The sequence below is a fragment of the Paenibacillus sp. FSL M7-0134 genome (assembly GCF_038007865.1).
Lineage (GTDB): Bacteria > Bacillota > Bacilli > Paenibacillales > Paenibacillaceae > Paenibacillus > Paenibacillus polymyxa_B.
Window position 1 is genome coordinate 2,112,282 of the sequence record NZ_JBBOXV010000001.1, and the last position, 17,181, is coordinate 2,129,462.

A 17,181-nucleotide genomic window follows, 5' to 3' on the forward strand; every position below is an offset into this window, starting at 1 on the left:
TATTGATTCATTTGCAAAAAGAAAGCGGACGTATCCGTCTAGAGCTGGATGCCTATTTTATGGGGGAAGATATCATTGTACTCATTTCAGGCGGTGATCAGCCTCATTTGGGAACGATTACAGCAGGGGCCAGACTCGAGCCGATTCAAACTGTGCAATTGCAAAATCACAAGGAGTTTTATATTACCGAAGAAATTGCAGTTCGCTTGCGAAAAGAGTTTGCAGGCAATTTTGCCATTTGCTGCGGGGCACATTTAGATCATGCAACCAAGGACGAAATCCGGGTGCTGACAGATATGGCTATACAACTGGGGAAAGAGCTCATTGGAGAACTCAAGCAAGCACGCTAGTAGCATACCTTTTTAAGTGAACTCCCGAAAGAGCAGATTGCGATATGGGTACTTACTAAAGGGATACTTAAATAGCAATGCAAAGCCATCATCCTCAATTTGTACGGATTTCAGCGCAGAGGATGGAATCAAACTACGGATCATGACATGAACTGCACGCTGGTCTTGTCTGTTGATCGCTTTGGCAAAGGCAGAAGCAAAACATGGATTGCGTGCCAATTCGCGATACAGCGGAAAAACGGCTTTTGCAATGGCGCGATGAACTCTCGGCTCAAACGTAAACTGCACAGTCCCCGGTGGAATCGTCGTTCCATTCGTATAATAGAGCATCGGTGGCTGAGCTAAAAAGGAAATAAAGTAGCCGATGCCATTCGTGCCTAAGCCTTGTTTGGCGGCAAATGGTGCTACTGAGCAGAGAAGGGATTTCATCCGATCCAAATTGCCCTGAACGACAGCTCGTGACCATTGAACTGCAAACGCACGGCGAGTTGCAATAGCTTTGTAAAATGGCAGCATGGCAGTGGAAATTATCCTAAGTGTGTTTGCATTTAAACGTTTGTGAGGCGAGCCCTTTCTGCGGGATGTTGCACGATATAGCATAGCTCCGACCTCCTTGGCAGGATGCTCTCATGGAGCGCAATTGATCTGTAACAGGTACAATACTGTATGCCCGGTTACCTCAAAAAGTGCTAATATCGCTAGGTTTCTTCTTTTTAACGTTCTAATTTAAAAATTCGAAATAAGTACTGTCCTGATTTGTAAGATTGTGGTACCCTAGAACTTATATAATTGCTATTTTTCGTATTGGAGTTGAATTTAACAGATGAGTGATTTGTACAAGGAGCCTCGATCTTCCGATCCTTTTCAGGAGACGAACGATTATAACGCCCCATTTAACCCGCCCCCAGTAGTTCCACCTACAAATAGTAAAGCTGTTGCCTCGATGGTGCTCGGGATTTTATCTGTTGTCATTCCCTATATTGGGTTGATTATCGGAATTGTGGGTATTATTTTGTCCAGTCTTTCCCTGAAGGAAATTAACCGTCATGGCGAGCAAGGCAGAGGTATGGCCATTGCTGGACTGGTATGTAGTATTATCGGTACACTGATTTATACACTAATCATCATTTTTATAGTTATTGTTTTTATTGTAGCGGCCTCCAGTGGCGATCCGGATATTTTTTCAGACATTTAATGAATTGAAGAATGCTTGAGTCAGACAAACCATTCACGATTTGACGATTGGATGCTATGATAAAAGGAGTCCAATGAAGGAGAGTGAAGCCGTATGGCACGTACTCAAACACAAAAAGCGCTGAGCAAGGCAAAACGCGCTGGAATCTATTGCGCGGCACAAAGCCGCAAAACGAATGACCATTATGGCGAGATTTCACAGCACATACGAGTGAAGCCGACCAAGCAAGAACAATTACAAAAGGTCAAGCACAAGAAGCGAATCGTTCAGAGCGACGCTTCTTTTTTTTGTCTTTAGAGAGAACAGCAGTGTCCTTTTAGGCTTGGATTTATAAAGTAGCAGAGAAATGATTGTATACAAGCGAATAGCATTTTTTCTGTACCGAAAAAGGACTTGATAATAATTATCATTATTGTTAGAATATCATAAGAAAGAAGGAACCCGGGCATGGGCTCCTTCATTATAAAACTAGGCTTGAAATCAAAGATTTACTTGGCTTCGAAGGTTTTGCAGTCTGTTTCTTCGGATTTGTGAGTGTCTTCAGGTCTGTTGCTTACGATGTAAATGGAGCTAGCACTACATTTATTCTCTTGGGCCCAGTGCGTACATGAATTGACTTCACACAGAACGTCTTTTGCCATGTTGTACACCTCCTTATATGGATGTGGTGGGCTGAGCAAATATAATCACGGTCAGTCAAGGTAGGACTTGTCCAACTGTGTTTACCCTCTTGTTAGGAAGAGGGACTTTGCTATGCCTACTTGTACAATATCAAATGAATTTTAAAATTGCAATGTTTGCTTCTTTTTGCAGTTCGAAGCGGACACAAGTGTCCCTTTTAATTAAAAAACAAAAGCTGTCCTCCATGCAGAACGAAATGTTTCTCTGCTGGAGAACAGCTTTTTTTGTTTTTCTGACATAATGACGATATGAAAAGACTTAGCGCACGTTAGGAATATTTACGATGGGATCGATGTCAGCATCATAGTCTACGCCCTCAAACTCAAAGCCGAACAGTTGGAAAAATTCGTGACGATATCCTTCAAGATCTGACAATTCGTAGATATTGTTGGTCGTCAGCGCCTCCCATATCTTCTCAACCTCTGCCTGTACGTCTTCGCGCAGTTCCCAATCATCAATGCGAATACGTCCTTCTTCATCTACAGGGATTTCTGGTGCATACAAACGCTCAGCAAACAGGCGGTAGCTCTGTTCTACGCACCCTTCATGCAGCCCTTTTTCCTTCATTATCTTATATAAAGCAGAAATATACAGAGGAACGACAGGGATAGCGGAGCTAGATTGGGTAACGAGTCCTTTGGTGACTGCGACGAAGGCGCGTCCGCCTGTAACTTTCAGCTGATCGTTCAGCTGATGTGCTGTCTCCTCCAAATGATCCTTTGCACTTCCGATACTGCCTTCTCTGTAGATGGCTTGCGTAATATCTGAACCAATATACGAAAAGGAAAAGGTTGTTGCAGTATCAGCCAATACACCGCCTTCACGCAAGGCGTTAATCCACAATTTCCAGTCCTCACCACCCATAACCTCTACAGTTGCTTGTACTTCTTCTTCTGTTGCGGGTTCAAGCGTCACGCTGCTGACTTCCCCGGTGTGGAAGTTAACGGTCTTGTTTGTGTAAGGCTTACCAATAGGTTTGAGCACGGAATTAAACGTTTCGCCTGTGCGGGGATTTGTACGACGACCTGAAGCGACACTGTAAATCACCAGATCGACTTGTCCCAGTTCTTCGCGAATGGCTTCCACCGTTTTGGATTTGACCTCATCCGAGAAGGCATCGCCTGTTACGCTTAAGGATTTAAGCCCAGCTTCCTGAGCAGCTTTTTCAAATGCAGCAGAATTGTACCAGCCTGCCGATGCTGTACGTGTGGCGGTAGCATTACTAGGGCGATATACACCAATTGTATTGGCACGCGCACCGAAGGCGGCAGTAATGCGAGAGGCCAACCCATATCCGGCAGATGCCCCGATCACAAGTACATTACGGGGTCCTTGGATAGCAGGACGGGCCTGTACATAGTCAATTTGCTCCTGAACATGTTGGGCACAGCCCACCGGATGAGCAGTGGTGCAGATAAAGCCACGTGTTCTTGGTTTGATAATCATGTTATTGTAATTCCTCTCTTCTTGTAGCGATCTTCCCCCTTACTATTTTAACTTTTAACTATTTTTTTTCAAACGTGGATTTTAGTAAGTATCCTTTTTACCCAAAAGTGTATCCTTGCACGGGGTGGCAAGTGCCTAAGTGCCTGCATATGATGCTGTAACGATAAATATGAGAAGGGAGAGAGTTGCTTGAAGAATAAGAGCCGCAAAACCATAAGAAACAAAAAGCCGCTCTATAGTGTAATTGACCCGGATATGAATGAATTAAGTATGATACATCGCGTGAAGCCACAGCCTGCGGAGAGGGAGACAGAAGCAAGACTTCATCAAGTTGCTTCTCCGCCTCCCCCAACCAAAGAGGAGCCGGAGTTACAGACTGTTGTCGAACCTGAAGTCGAGGCTTCGCATGAGACGGAGGTTGAATTTGCGGATGCAGAGGAGACTCAAGTGTCGATGGAGGAACCCCCAGAGCTAGAAGCAGAGCCGGAGCCAGAGCCAGAGCCAGAACCTGATCCAATTGATGTGGAGGAAATTCTGAGCAATAAGAAGGCTCCGCATATAAACAACGCTTTCATTTATACAGACGATTTGAGCGATCTCGCTGTAACGGGTGAGAAGATCGCTCCCGCTTCCATAGATTCCAGCAAGCTGAAGCAAGAGAGTATCCACACGGAATCTCTGGCGGATTATGCCGTTCAAACGATTAAGATAGCCGACGGTGCTGTGACTTCTTCAAAGATTGCCCCGGACTCCATTACGGTGGAACATCTGTCGGACGCATCGGTGGCAGGCAGTAAATTGCAGGATCGCTCCATCGGTGGTGAAAAACTGCGAGATGGCAGCATCACTCCAGAAAAGCTGGCTGATAAGATTATCAGCGGCGATCATATTGCGAATGGCTCCATTGAGAGCCGTCACTTCAAGCAATGGATCGTGTCTTCAGATATGCTTCAAGATCAGGCGGTTACATCTGATAAAATTCGCAGTGGTACGATTCAATCGAACAATTTGGCTAATGAAGCTGTCGATAGCTCCAAGCTGGGCGATCAATCTGTGACCACTTCCAAACTGCGGGATGGGGCTGTGGATGCGGCTAAAATCCAAGCTGGCAGCATTGAGAGTGCACACCTGACCGAGCATGCCGTTCATGCAAGGCATCTGGCCCCCGGTTCGATTAATCGCAAGCAGCTATCCAATGGAATTGTGGGCAAGGAACAATTGGAGGAAGGTGTTGTCAGCGGGCGTCATCTGGAGTCGGAGGCAGTTACCAGTTCGCATATTCAGGCTGGAGCGATTGAAAGAAAGCATCTGAGTCCTGGCTCCATTGGGGAAGAGCAGCTTGGAACGGGCCAAGTAACAGCCCGTCACCTGGCGGATCGGAGTATTCAGTCCAATAAACTGGCAGATCAGTCTGTAGGCTCATTGCAAATTGTCGATCAATCCGTCACTTCATCCAAGATATCGGATCAGAGCATATTACCACACAAAATTGCCGATGAGGCGGTACTTACCAGACATATTGCTACAGCTGCCATACAAGGTCCACAAATTTCTCCGGAGGCAGTCTCTTCCGTACACCTCCAGTCCGAAATCATTCGAAAGGATCATATTGCATCGGAGGCGGTTACGGAGCAACATTTGCATTCCGGGGCTGTGACGAGCGAGAAATTAGGGAAGGGAGCAGTTCTGGAACACCATGTGGCGAATCAGGCTGTCAAGGAAAATCACATTGCTTCGAGCGCGATTAAGTCTGACAAAATCGCTGACGAAGCAGTGACAGAACCTAAAATTGCCACAGGGGCGGTAACCGGAAATAAGATTGCCTCTCAAGCCATTACACACGCACACATTGCAACGGGGGGGATTCGTGAAAACCACCTTGCCGACAACAGTGTGGGTGGAAAGGCATTGCAGTCTCAATCCATCGATTCGGCCCATCTGGCCCAGAATTCTGTGCTGAGCAAACATCTTGGGGAAGACAGTGTTGGAACCTCGGCTTTGCAAGAACAGTCCGTTACCGCGGACATACTAGGTGAAGGCGCTGTTCAAACCGCGCATTTGGCCAGCGGAGCGGTGTACTCCCATCATTTGCAGGATCATGCTGTTACTTCGCTGAAACTATCGCCGGAAAGTGTGGCCACGGATAAAATCAATGATTTGGCGATTACGGCTCCTAAGTTAGCTGAGGGTAGTGTCACTTCTTCTAAGCTGTCTGCTCGCTCCGTGCAGCCGTGGCATATTACGGATAAAGCAGTGCAGAGTAACCATCTGGCTGTTGAAGCGGTGGAGGCGAATCATCTCGCTCCGGAATCCGTCACCTCTAATCATTTGCAATCTGCATCGGTCCAAACCAAACACCTCGCCCCCGACAGTGTATCCGGTCATGCGCTTCAGTCGGAAAGTGTCACCTCTGAGAAGCTAGCAGCCCGTGCTGTGCAGGCTCCCAATCTGGCGGAAAATAGCGTGGGTCCCGGACATTTGGCTGCACAAGCTGTACACACTCGGCATTTGGCAGCAGGAGCAGTACAGGAGACGGAATTAGCCCAGAACGCTGTGAAGTCTGCACATCTTGCGCCCGAATCCATCCAATCGGTGCACTTGCAAAGCGGGGTCATTCAGGGAGAGCATATCGCATTGCAGGCTATAGCGACTCCGGCCTTACAGGATGAATCGGTCACCTCTGCCAAACTGTCGGAGGGAAGCGTAACTCCCACGAAACTGTCTGCCCATGCCGTGCAGTCCGGACATATTATGGACGAAGCTGTACAAAGCAACCATTTGGCTGTGGCGGCCGTGGATTCGGCACATCTGGCTGCAGGAGCGGTCACCTCGGTGCATCTACAGGCTTCCTCGGTGCTCACGAGACATTTGGCCCCGGATAGTGTGTCAGGTCGTGCGCTTCAAGCGGAAAGCGTCACCTCGGAAAAGCTGGCAGCGCGCTCGGTACAAGGAATGAACCTCGCGGAAGGCAGCATCGGCCCTTCACATCTTTCTGCGCAAACGGTGCACACTCGGCATCTGGCAGCTGGAGCAGTACAGGATAGAGCACTGGCAGAGGGTGCAGTGAAGTCCGTGCACATCGCACCGGAATCCATCCAGCCACATCATCTGCAAATTGGAACCATTCAGGGAGAGCACATCGCATCACAGTCCATATCGACCGATGCTTTGCAGGATGAGTCCGTTACGTCCGACAAACTGGCGGATAAGGGCGTGACTGCCGCCAAGCTGTCTGCCCACTCGGTCCAGCCGTGGCACATTACAGACGAAGCGGTGCAAGCCAAACATTTGGCAGAAGAAGCCGTTCAGTCCAATCATCTGGCCCAGGAATCGGTCACCTCTGCCCATTTGCAGGCTTCAGCGGTGCTTGCGAGCCATCTGGCCCCGGATAGCGTATCCAGTAGTGCGCTTCAAGCAGAAAGCATCACCTCAGAAAAGCTGGCGGCACACTCGGTGCAAGCGACGCATCTCGCGGAAGGCAGCGTTGGCCCTCCACATCTGTCCACGCAAGCGATACACACCCGGCACTTGGCAACGGGTGCAGTACAGGACAGAGCGCTGGCAGAAGGGGCAGTGAAATCCGTGCATATCGCACCGGAGTCCATCCAGTCGCATCATCTGCAAACGGGAACCATTCAGGATGTGCATATCTCCTCACAGGCGATATCGACTGATGCTTTGCAGAATGAGTCCGTTACGTCCGACAAATTGGCGGATGAAGGCGTGACTGCCGCCAAACTGTCTGCCCACTCAGTCCAGTCGTGGCACATCACAGACGAAGCGGTGCAAGCCAATCATTTGGCAGAAGAGGCTGTCCAGTCCAACCATTTGGCCCTGGAATCCGTCAGCTCTGCCCATTTGCAGGCTTCGGCGGTGCTTGCGAGCCATCTGGCCTCGGATAGCGTATCCAGTAGTGCGCTTCAAACAGAAAGCGTCACCTCGGAAAAGCTGGCGGCACACTCGGTGCGAGCGTTAAATCTCGCGGAAGGAAGCGTCGGCCCTTCACATCTGTCCACGCAGGCGATACACCCCCGGCATTTGGCACCCGGCGCAGTACAGGACAGAGCGCTGGCAGAAGGGGCAGTAAAGTCTGTGCATATCGCATCGGAGTCCATCCAGTCGCATCATCTGCAAACGGGGACCATTCAGGGTGTGCATATCGCCTCACAGGCGATATCGACCGATGCTTTGCAGGATGAGTCCGTTACGTCCGACAAATTGGCGGATGAGGGCGTGACTGCCGCCAAGCTGTCTGCCCACTCGGTCCAGCCGTGGCACATTACAGACGAAGCGGTGCAAGCCAATCATTTGGCAGAAGAGGCCGTCCAGTCGAACCATTTGGCCTCGGAATCCGTCACCTCTGATCATTTACAGGCTTCCTCGGTGTTTGCGAGACATCTGGCCGTTGACAGTGTGTCAGGTCGTGCGCTTCAAGCAGAAAGCATCACCACGGAAAAGCTGGCGGCACGCTCGGTGCAAGCGACGAATCTCGCGGAAGGAAGCGTCGGTCCTTCACAGTTGTCTGAGCATGCCGTACACCCCCGGCATTTGGCACCTGGCGCAGTACAGGACAGAGCGCTAGCAGAAGGGGTAGTAAAGTCCGTGCATATCGCACCGGAGTCCATCCAGTCGCATCATCTGCAAATGGGAACCATTCAGGGTGTGCATATCGCCTCACAGGCGATATCGACCGATGCTTTGCAGAATGAATCTGTTACGTCCGACAAATTGGCGGATGAGAGCGTGACTGCCGCCAAGCTGTCTGCCCACTCGGTCCAGCCGTGGCACATTACAGACGAAGCGGTGCAAGCCAATCATTTGGCAGAAGAGGCCATCCAGTCGAACCATTTGGCTCCGGAATCCGTCACCTCTGATCATTTACAGGCTTCCTCGGTGTTTGCGAGACATCTGGCCGTTGACAGTGTGTCAGGTCGTGCGCTTCAAGCAGAAAGCATCACCACGGAAAAGCTGGCGGCACGCTCGGTGCAAGCGACGAATCTCGCGGAAGGAAGCGTCGGTCCTTCACAGTTGTCTGAGCATGCCGTACACCCCCGACATTTGGCACCTGGCGCAGTACAGGACAGAGCGCTGGCAGAGGGGGCAGTGAAGTCCGTGCATATCGCACCGGAGTCCATTCAGCCGCACCATCTACACCTTGGAACCATTCAGGGTGTGCATATCGCATCCCAAGCAATATCAACTGATGCTTTGCAGGATGAGTCGGTTACGTCCGGCAAACTGGCGGATGATGGCGTGACTGCTGCCAAAATATCTCCTCATTCGGTCCAGCCGTGGCATATTACGGACGAAGCTGTGCAAGCCAATCATTTGGCAGAAGAGGCCGTCCAGTCGAGCCATCTGGCTCCTGAATCCGTCACCTCTGCCCATTTGCAGGCTTCGGCAGTGATGACTCGGCATATTGCGCCAGGGAGTATATCGGTTCACGCGCTCCAGGCAGGCAGCGTGAACGCTGAGAAGCTTGCGCTTCGGGCAGTGCGTGCTTCGAATCTGGCAGAAGCCAGCATAAACTCCGTGCATTTAACGGAGCATGCCGTACACGCTCAGCATTTGGCCGAGGGGGCGATCCAAGGGTCCGCACTGGCAGAAGGCGTGGTGCAGTCCAGGCATATCGCGCTGGATTCAGTCCAGTCGGAGCATCTGCAGGCAGGGGCTATTCAGCCACAGCATGTAGGCTGGCAGGCAGTGGCTGAGGATGCTATACAGGAAGGAGCGGTGACGTCCAGCAAGCTGGCAGATGGAACGGTACAGTCCCGCCATGTGGCTGAGGAGGCTATTGCAAGCCACCACATTGGAGAGGAAGTTATTGATTCGCATCACCTAAAGCCGGGCTCGGTGACACTGGCTCAGCTGTCCACAGATATACATCTCTCGGGACTTTTGCCAGAGGAAGGCGTCAGTGGCGACAGACTTCAGGCAAACAGTGTATCTCGCAGCCATCTGAAAGCTCAGGCCGTCGACAGCGAGGTGCTGAGCCCAGAAGCCGTGGGACCAGAGCATCTGCAAGCGGCTGCGGTACAAAGCCATCATGTGGCAGAGCAGAGCATTGAAGGTCATCATCTGGTGGAAGGCTCGGTAGGCTCACGTGAGCTGGAGCTGAACGCAGTGAAGCCGGAGCATTTGAGCATCACTCCGGTCCGTACTTGTGCGAATCAGCCAGCATTGCAGCAGTTTGGCAGAGCGCCGTTTCTTTTGAAAGGCAGTGAAGGAGAGACGGAAGTGACCATTGTATTCGGGGAGCCTTTTGTAAACCCGGACTATACGTTGGTAGCGATGACGAACCACCCTCTCTTTCATGCGACGCTGAAATCTCAGACGCCGAATGGAGCAGTGATCGTCGTAACCAAGTGGAACGAAACCGCGCATAACTACGGTATTATTTCCTGGATCGCCATTGGTTAGTGAAGATGGTTATTGTAAAACTCATAGCGTGCAGACTCATGTATTTTCTAAATACAGGGCTGCACGCTTTTTCATATACTTTTCACACATTTGCTCCACAATTATCCCGAATTCTCCTGATAAGCTAAAGATACTTTAAAGGAGAGGTGATTCAATCATGAAAAAATGGACTAAAAATGCAGCAGCCGTATTAACCGTAGTAAGTGTATTGGGAGGAGCAAGCAGCGCATTCGCCGCTACAGCAACAACGACTCCAGCGAGCACTGCACCAGCAATCAAAGCTCCTGCGGTTACGACTCCGGCTACCAAAACACCGGCAAAATCACCTGTGACGAAAACACCTGAGGTGAAAGCACCCGTTAAAAAAGCTACAACAGCTCATAAAACAACAACCAAAGCGAAGAAAGCCCCTGCCAAAAAATCCGTTGCGAAAAAAGTGGCAAGCCACAAAACAAAAGCAGTGAAAGTGCAGCATCGTACAGTTAAACATCATGCAAAAAAACATAATGTTGTTAAACACAAAGCAACAACTCATAAAACTCGTGCACATCATGTCGTAGCTAAAAAAGTGACCCACAAAGCTCCAGTTAAAAAAGCAGTTCCAGCCAAAGCAGCTCCAAAAACAGTCAAAACAGCTCCAAAAACAGTAACAACCAAGAAATAAGACTGATATGTAGTTAGCATTCAGCTCGCCTGGCATATACAGCAGCGATTCATGATAAGAAAGACGGGACCGGGAACGGTATACCCGTCTTTTGTCTATTCTGCTGGGCTTCTGTTAAGCTTAAAGAGAGGATGGAAGCATCCAGAACAACGGCAAGGGGTTAAGGTCATGACAAAAATAGTAGTAGTGGATGACGATGTGTTCATTCTGCAATTAATATCTGAATATTTGAAAAAAGAATCCTACGAGGTCACTTCCTTTTCCAGTGGTAAAACACTGGTAGAGCATATCCGTACGAACCGTCCGGATTGTCTCGTTCTTGATATTATGATGCCTGGCATTGATGGGCTTTCTCTACTGACTCAGCTTCGCGAGTTTACGGAAATGCCGATCATTATGATCTCTGCCCGTGGAGAAGAAAACGACCGTATTCACGGGCTGGAGCTGGGATGCAGCGATTTTTTGACCAAACCCTTTAATCCAAGGGAGTTGGTAGGAAGGGTCAAAGCGATGCTGAGACTGAGCAAGGCCGGAATGTCTGCATCAGACGATAGGCAAGCGGCAGAAAGCGCAGATATATGCCATGCGGGCAATCTGTGTATTTTTGCTGACTTTCGTAAAGTCACAGTGGACGGACAAGAGCTAAATTTGACCTCACGTGAATTCGACCTGCTGTTGTTTCTTGCGAATCATCTGGAAAGACCTTTCGGCAGGGAACATCTGATTCAGCAGGTGTGGAGCTATGATTTTATAGGTGATGTGAGAGTCGTGGATGATTTGGTCAAGCGGATTCGTAAAAAGTTAGCTGAATATCACTCTACGCTCGTCATTAACACCGTATGGGGTTTCGGATATAAAGCAACGGTTCAGGAGTTGTAACCATGCGTACGATGAGAGCTAAAATACTGCTTTCCCTGACCATCGCCATGCTTATTACCGTCTGTATTACGGTGGTCTTATTCATCAGGCTTATCGACGACATTCTGGTGAATCAGGCCAAATCCAAGCTTCATGAGCAGGCGCGCAAAGCCGTCCATATTATGAGTGACGGAGGCTTTGATCGACTGGATAATGCTGAATTTAACTATGTTATCAAGGGCGTGCTTTTATCTGCTGATTACTTTATTTTAAGCACGGATAACCGCATCATCGACTCAAGCGTCTCTGGAATGGAAGGCAAAAAGATAGAGCATTTGCTTTTGATCCGCCAAGGATTTTTTGCATCGGTTCATCCGTCTGCCCAGGATCTGACCGCTACACATGAAGGGGTGGCTGTGCTTCAAGGTAAAAAGGTACTGTTTACGAATGAAGAATTGCCCGGACAACCTTTTCGTATTTTTGTATACTCACCCTTATCTTCTTTACGAGCACTGTATGTACCGTTAATGAGAACCACATTACTGTCTATCATCGCGGGTTTTTTGGTGATTCTCGTCATTGGTCTGATGGTTGTCTCACGTCTGGTGCGTCCGCTCAAACGATTGAAGGAGGCGGTAGGCAACTACGAACCGAATCAGCCGCAGGATAGTGATTTTCCGCAGGCGGATAAAAGTGAGATTGGCGAGCTGATCGGTACCTTTCATTCCATGTCCGCCCGTATTCAGCACCATCACCACGGTCAAATTGAATTCCTGCAAAATGTATCTCACGAGCTAAGGACACCGTTAATGTCGATTCAAGGCTATGTATATGCCATTCAGGATCAAGTGGTATCCCAGGACGAGGGGCTAAGTATCATCAAAGTGCAGTCCCAGCGGTTAATTGATATGGTGGAAAAGCTGCTGCAGCTATCGAGGTTGGAGGCGCTGAATGAAGAATGGCCTGTCTCTCTGGTTGATCTTAGAAGCATGGCGGAGGATGCTGTTCATCTATTGATGCCGGTGGCTGCTGAACGTTCTATCTCGCTTCGAGTGGAGGGAGAGGGCCTGCATGTGGCCGTTCCGGCCGAGCAATTGTTCCGTATGATATTGAATTTGTTGCAAAATGCAGTTCGGCACACCTCTACGGAGGTTGTCATTCATTTGGAGACAGGGACAACACCGGAGGTTGTATGGGTTATGCATGTGGATGATGATGGGGAAGGGCTGACTGAACAAGAGGCAGCCGAGGTATTTGGAAGATTCTATGCGGGCTCGAATGGTGCCACAGGTCTTGGATTGGCTATTTGTCGTCAAATTGCTACCCGATTGAACGGAGAACTACTCTGCACACGTTCGCCATGGGGTGGAGCACGCTTCAGCTATATCCAGCGCATGTTATAAATGAGTACAGAAATGGTTAAAAATGATCGTTTTTTCGGACAAACATTCCATTTATATAACATGGTGTGAAAGGTTTTTGATGATATTTTAGATATTGCTTGACTGGTAGGTACTAAACTGAGTAAAATTAATCGTATATACCTTGACTCATGGACGTCGTTTTTTTAGATAGTGGTCAATAATAGTGATGAATAATAAATGAAAGAGTGATGAGATGAACCGCCTTTTGGAAGTGAAGGACTTAACGATATCTTTCAAGACCCGTCAGGGACTAGTGCAGGCCATTCGTGGCGTAAACTTTCATGTCAATAAAGGAGAGACGCTGGCGATTGTGGGCGAATCCGGCTCAGGCAAAAGCGTAACCTCACAAGCTGTTATGAAGTTGATTCCGACCCCTCCGGGCATTTATCAAAAGGGTCAAATTATGTTTGACGGACAAGAGCTGATTAATAAAACAGAGAAGCAGATGCAAAAAATTCGTGGTAAGGAAATTGGCCTGATTTCTCAGGACCCAATGACTTCGCTTAACCCGACGATGAAAGTGGGTAAGCAGATCACGGAAGTGCTTTTCAAGCATGAAAAAATATCCAAGGATGCTGCTCGCAAGCGGGGTATTGAGTTGCTGAATCTGGTAGGTATTCCACATCCTGAACAGCGTTTTAACCAATATCCGCATGAATTTAGTGGCGGTATGCGTCAACGTGTCGTCATTGCGATGGCATTGGCTGCTAATCCGAAACTTCTGATTGCCGATGAGCCGACGACTGCGTTGGACGTAACGATTCAAGCTCAAATTTTGGAGTTAATGAAGGATCTTCAGAAAAAGATCGATACTTCCATCATCTTTATTACTCATGACCTCGGTGTTGTGGCGAAGATGGCTGATCGCGTTGCCGTTATGTACGCAGGACAAATCGTGGAAACAGGTACGGTTAATGAAATTTTCTATAACCCGAAACATCCATATACATGGGGCCTTCTCGCTTCTATGCCAAGTTTGGACAGCCATGGTCAGAAGCTGGCAGCTATTCCGGGAACACCTCCGGATCTGCTTCACCCACCTGTAGGGGATGCTTTTGCAGCCCGCAGTTCTTATGCTATGAAAATTGACTTTGAGAAAGAGCCTCCACTCTTTCAATTATCCGATACGCACTTTGTGAAATCATGGTTGCTGCATCCAGATGCGCCTGCGGTTGAGCCACCAGAAGCTGTAAAGGCTAAACTTCGCAAGCTGGATAACGCATTTGAAAAGCCGGTTTTGGTAGAACAATACGGCAGTTAAGGCGTGTTATAATTTGTAATTAAACAAATGAAAAATAAAAAAAGGGCTGTTCTCTCCGTGTGGAATCATTCTACGGAGGAAACAGCCTTTTTGGTGTAAAATCGCAGGTTGTAGGCGCCTGTGGTTATTTGTGTTAGCAGGCAGTGCTTACAGCTTACCGGAACCGGCTTGGGAAGTGACTTCTGCCTTCACACTGGCGGATGGGGAGATTTTATCGTTCAGCGATGGTTTCCAGCCTACAGAGGAGCTAAGACCCGCGCTGGAGCCTGCGTTAACAGCTTGTCCATTCAGGATTGTGCCCGTATCTGACAGGGCAGTTCCTCCAAAGACAGTCACGATTTTAGCTGCAGTTAAACCGGCAACGTCAATGACATTGTTTTCGGCGAAGATTTTGGAGGATTTACCTGCGCCCCATATATACAGTGAAGGATATTCGGAGCGTTTTACATCACCAGTATAGTAATTGTTGTACAGATGGACTTGTCCATACCGCACGCGTGGTGTGCGTTGTACCGTGTTTTCATAATAGTTGTGATGCAGAGTTACACGTAAAGCCCCTTCATCTGCTGTTTTACTGTCGCTGTTGCCAATAATCGATGATTTATCATGATCGTAAAAATGATTGTAAGAAACCGTAACCAGATCGCCTTGGTTAATCACATCGAGAAGTCCATCATGATGCTGGTATTCTTGGCCGTAAAAGGTGCCATTTTGGCTATCGGGGTGAGACCCATCATTGAAGGTATTGTGGTCTACCCATACATGTGTGGCGCCGTTAACTGTAATGCTGTCATATTCCGAATTCCAATTGCCTGTACTCCCGTCCGTCGGGTCCCATTGAGGAAAATAATCGTAGGCATCCTGGAATTCGATATTACGGATAATAACGTTGTCTGTCCCTTTTTTTAGTTGGAAGTTTGCGCCATTAATGACCGCGTCGCTTCCCAGACCGACAATCGTAGTATTGGACGGAATTTCAATGACGACACGACTGGCCTGATTTTTTTGTGAAGCCTCACGTGCCTTTTCCAATGTGCCAGACGGGGCCTTTTTACCCCATGTGGACGGGTCATACGCTTTGAGGTAGGCGTCAAACTCATATTTAGAGTCCTTGTAGTCGTTCAATCCTAACGGTTTATTATTGTCATCGACGTTGGCGTTGATCGTGCCTTTGACATAAATGATTTTAGGCGTACTATTGCTGTTTTTGCCCAAAGCATCGACAAGTTGCTTGCGATTCGTTACGGTGAAAATATTGGAGGTAGTCGCCGTAGCTCCACCTGTTGTGCCTGTAGAAAAGGCTGCCCATCCGTTTTTGCTGCCGAGCGTCTCCTTGCCAATATCGCTGGCTGCATGAGCAGGTGCACCTATAGGAGCCAGAGTAGTGAACAGTAGAGCCGCTGCGATTCCGAGTGAAAATCTCTTTTTCATAAAATACCTCCGTATATTGGATTAATGGAGTAGATGAACGAAGGGAGTCCCGGGTGCTCCTGTGGTTTCTACATTTTCTATCATACTTTCTGTTCCAGTATTTGTTAATATAATAAAAGTTACATACTAAAATTTTTGTCGAATTTTTTATATAATTCAATAGCCCCCTTCTTTTTCCAATCAAGACGTATATGTAATAATGAAAACGTTAACAATCACACGGAATAGGAAATGTATATATGAATATATGGAATTGTTTTTGTATTTTTATCAGAATGTTAACGATTTCAATTCTTGATCGTATCTTGATGGCACGACCAGCTTCTGTATAATAACTGGGAGATCAAACACTGCGTGATGTGTTTGAACAGGTGATTATTTCGGAAGAAGTAGGTTACCAAAAGCCACAAGCTGCTATTTTTGATTATGTATTTACAAAGCGGGTCATTTCGGATAAAAGGAAGGCTCTCATGATCGGTGATTCACTGACTTAGGATATTCAGGGAGGGAACAATAACGGAATTGATAGCTGTTGGTTCAACCCTACCGGGAAAATAAACACATCTGCAATTCAACCAACCTTTGAAATAAAAACCCTGATGGAGCTAGCGAATATTGTACTTTCAGAAAGTATGTGTTGGATCTTACAACGCCCGAAGCGGAATGTTAAAAACATTGGATAACACATAACCGTACAATCGTACACTGAAAAAGTTAGAAGCAGGATTTTTTTTCATAATCTTCACAGATGAAGGAAAATGCAATGATAAATTTGCCCATTTTGACAATACTAGTATTGTTGGACACTGGCATAAATGATAAGCCTGGATTAACTGAAAATTGCAAAATAATAGCCTACAGTGAAGCTTGTCCGAGGCAGATTATAGAGAATACGGGAAGCTTGTCTACGGTTTTCAATGCCATATGGAGTTTAAACATGAATTGGTAGAGCTTCTAATCGAGAATTCGGAAGCCGGACTATCTGAACGTAGTAGCCACAGATTCATTCAGCAGCCAGAACTACTGAGAAATAGTGACTACAAAGTGATGAATGAAAATCTGTTTTTATTTTTAGACAAATTCGTAATCGAGTATTTAAAAAACAGCAATTACACTCCAAGCAGGTTTTAGTCATATAGGAAGTCGCCATATTGGCGGCTTTTTTTAAAACGTATCAGTTTCTCAAAAAAGATTTGACCTGTAATGCGTTACACTAATTACGGTGTAAATGTAGTACATAACAACAATCATGTCATTTGTGTTTATCGACATTGACGGTACACTTGTCGGTGATGATAGCATGGTGCCAAAATTTAAGACCTCATCTGGAGAGACGGATCTATGGAGATGTTGAGAACGACCCTGTGGCCAGAGAAAAAATGGAGTGTTCCCCTCACCCATTTATCGCGGGGTTTGCCATATGGAGAGGCTGATTTGTTCGTGAGAAACTA

The 17,181-nt window shown here is 47.7% G+C and carries 12 protein-coding genes and 2 pseudogenes; 10 read left to right on the top strand and 4 right to left on the bottom strand.

What is annotated here, in order from left to right; translation table 11 throughout:
- Positions 1–2 precede the first annotated feature (2 nt).
- On the top strand, positions 3–350 hold the full coding sequence (gene lpdD / locus NSQ58_RS09420) for a prenylated flavin chaperone LpdD (protein WP_068942071.1): 348 nt from the start codon (positions 3–5) through the stop codon (positions 348–350).
- 12 nt (positions 351–362) lie between these two features.
- Here the strand turns inward: lpdD and NSQ58_RS09425 are convergent, their stop codons facing one another.
- The gene (locus tag NSQ58_RS09425; protein WP_028542494.1) at positions 363–950 is read right to left on the bottom strand and encodes a hypothetical protein; all 588 of its coding nucleotides are present in this window, start codon (positions 948–950) and stop codon (positions 363–365) included.
- A gap of 223 nt (positions 951–1,173) precedes the next feature.
- On the opposite strand from NSQ58_RS09425, the gene NSQ58_RS09430 reads away from it, so the two are divergent.
- Both NSQ58_RS09430 and NSQ58_RS09435 read left to right on the top strand, forming a co-directional pair.
- Positions 1,174–1,545, top strand: a complete 372-nt coding sequence (locus NSQ58_RS09430) for a DUF4190 domain-containing protein (protein WP_025720792.1) — start codon at positions 1,174–1,176, stop codon at positions 1,543–1,545.
- A gap of 93 nt (positions 1,546–1,638) precedes the next feature.
- Positions 1,639–1,842, top strand: coding sequence for a hypothetical protein (locus NSQ58_RS09435; RefSeq protein WP_028542495.1), 204 nt, complete (start codon positions 1,639–1,641; stop codon positions 1,840–1,842).
- A 191-nt stretch (positions 1,843–2,033) separates the two neighbouring features.
- On the opposite strand, the gene NSQ58_RS09440 is transcribed toward NSQ58_RS09435, so the two are convergent.
- Entirely contained in the window at positions 2,034–2,186 is a 153-nt protein-coding gene (locus NSQ58_RS09440; RefSeq protein ID WP_023989813.1) for a DUF1540 domain-containing protein, read from the bottom strand.
- A gap of 298 nt (positions 2,187–2,484) precedes the next feature.
- On the bottom strand, positions 2,485–3,672 hold the full coding sequence (gene fabV, locus NSQ58_RS09445) for an enoyl-ACP reductase FabV (RefSeq protein ID WP_341057246.1): 1,188 nt from the start codon (positions 3,670–3,672) through the stop codon (positions 2,485–2,487).
- 189 nt (positions 3,673–3,861) lie between these two features.
- On the opposite strand from fabV, the gene NSQ58_RS09450 reads away from it, so the two are divergent.
- The 5 genes from NSQ58_RS09450 to NSQ58_RS09470 all read left to right on the top strand — a co-directional run bounded on the left by NSQ58_RS09450 (position 3,862) and on the right by NSQ58_RS09470 (position 14,299).
- The gene (locus NSQ58_RS09450) at positions 3,862–10,092 is read left to right on the top strand and encodes a WIAG-tail domain (RefSeq protein WP_341057247.1); all 6,231 of its coding nucleotides are present in this window, start codon (positions 3,862–3,864) and stop codon (positions 10,090–10,092) included.
- Between the two features lie 157 nt (positions 10,093–10,249).
- On the top strand, positions 10,250–10,756 hold the full coding sequence (locus NSQ58_RS09455) for a hypothetical protein (protein WP_053325919.1): 507 nt from the start codon (positions 10,250–10,252) through the stop codon (positions 10,754–10,756).
- Between the two features lie 168 nt (positions 10,757–10,924).
- On the top strand, positions 10,925–11,635 hold the full coding sequence (locus NSQ58_RS09460; protein WP_023989808.1) for a response regulator transcription factor: 711 nt from the start codon (positions 10,925–10,927) through the stop codon (positions 11,633–11,635).
- Positions 11,636–11,637: 2 nt separating this feature from the next.
- Positions 11,638–13,017 (top strand): HAMP domain-containing sensor histidine kinase, encoded by a 1,380-nt coding sequence (locus NSQ58_RS09465; protein WP_076264786.1) that lies wholly within the window; start codon positions 11,638–11,640, stop codon positions 13,015–13,017.
- A gap of 214 nt (positions 13,018–13,231) precedes the next feature.
- The gene (locus NSQ58_RS09470; RefSeq protein WP_013311421.1) at positions 13,232–14,299 is read left to right on the top strand and encodes an ABC transporter ATP-binding protein; all 1,068 of its coding nucleotides are present in this window, start codon (positions 13,232–13,234) and stop codon (positions 14,297–14,299) included.
- A gap of 147 nt (positions 14,300–14,446) precedes the next feature.
- Here the strand turns inward: NSQ58_RS09470 and NSQ58_RS09475 are convergent, their stop codons facing one another.
- On the bottom strand, positions 14,447–15,730 hold the full coding sequence (locus NSQ58_RS09475; protein ID WP_028542196.1) for a pectate lyase family protein: 1,284 nt from the start codon (positions 15,728–15,730) through the stop codon (positions 14,447–14,449).
- A 350-nt stretch (positions 15,731–16,080) separates the two neighbouring features.
- Between NSQ58_RS09475 and NSQ58_RS09480 the strand changes: the two are divergent.
- Together NSQ58_RS09480 and NSQ58_RS09485 are read left to right on the top strand one after the other, a co-directional pair.
- Positions 16,081–16,413, top strand: a pseudogene (locus NSQ58_RS09480) (HAD-IA family hydrolase); the annotation flags it as partial.
- Positions 16,414–17,040: 627 nt separating this feature from the next.
- Positions 17,041–17,170, top strand: a pseudogene (locus tag NSQ58_RS09485) (Cof-type HAD-IIB family hydrolase); the annotation flags it as partial.
- Between the last annotated feature and the right edge of the window lie 11 nt (positions 17,171–17,181).

Bases quoted from the DNA above. Each gene is read 5' to 3' on its own strand.
- NSQ58_RS09425 (WP_028542494.1), bottom strand. From the start codon at position 950: ATGCTATATCGTGCAACATCCCGCAGAAAGGGCTCGCCTCACAAACGT.
- NSQ58_RS09430 (WP_025720792.1), top strand. From the start codon at position 1,174: ATGAGTGATTTGTACAAGGAGCCTCGATCTTCCGATCCTTTTCAGGAG.
- NSQ58_RS09435 (WP_028542495.1), top strand. From the start codon at position 1,639: ATGGCACGTACTCAAACACAAAAAGCGCTGAGCAAGGCAAAACGCGCT.
- NSQ58_RS09440 (WP_023989813.1), bottom strand. From the start codon at position 2,186: ATGGCAAAAGACGTTCTGTGTGAAGTCAATTCATGTACGCACTGGGCC.
- fabV (WP_341057246.1), bottom strand. From the start codon at position 3,672: ATGATTATCAAACCAAGAACACGTGGCTTTATCTGCACCACTGCTCAT.
- NSQ58_RS09455 (WP_053325919.1), top strand. From the start codon at position 10,250: ATGAAAAAATGGACTAAAAATGCAGCAGCCGTATTAACCGTAGTAAGT.
- NSQ58_RS09460 (WP_023989808.1), top strand. From the start codon at position 10,925: ATGACAAAAATAGTAGTAGTGGATGACGATGTGTTCATTCTGCAATTA.
- NSQ58_RS09465 (WP_076264786.1), top strand. From the start codon at position 11,638: ATGCGTACGATGAGAGCTAAAATACTGCTTTCCCTGACCATCGCCATG.
- NSQ58_RS09470 (WP_013311421.1), top strand. From the start codon at position 13,232: ATGAACCGCCTTTTGGAAGTGAAGGACTTAACGATATCTTTCAAGACC.
- NSQ58_RS09475 (WP_028542196.1), bottom strand. From the start codon at position 15,730: ATGAAAAAGAGATTTTCACTCGGAATCGCAGCGGCTCTACTGTTCACT.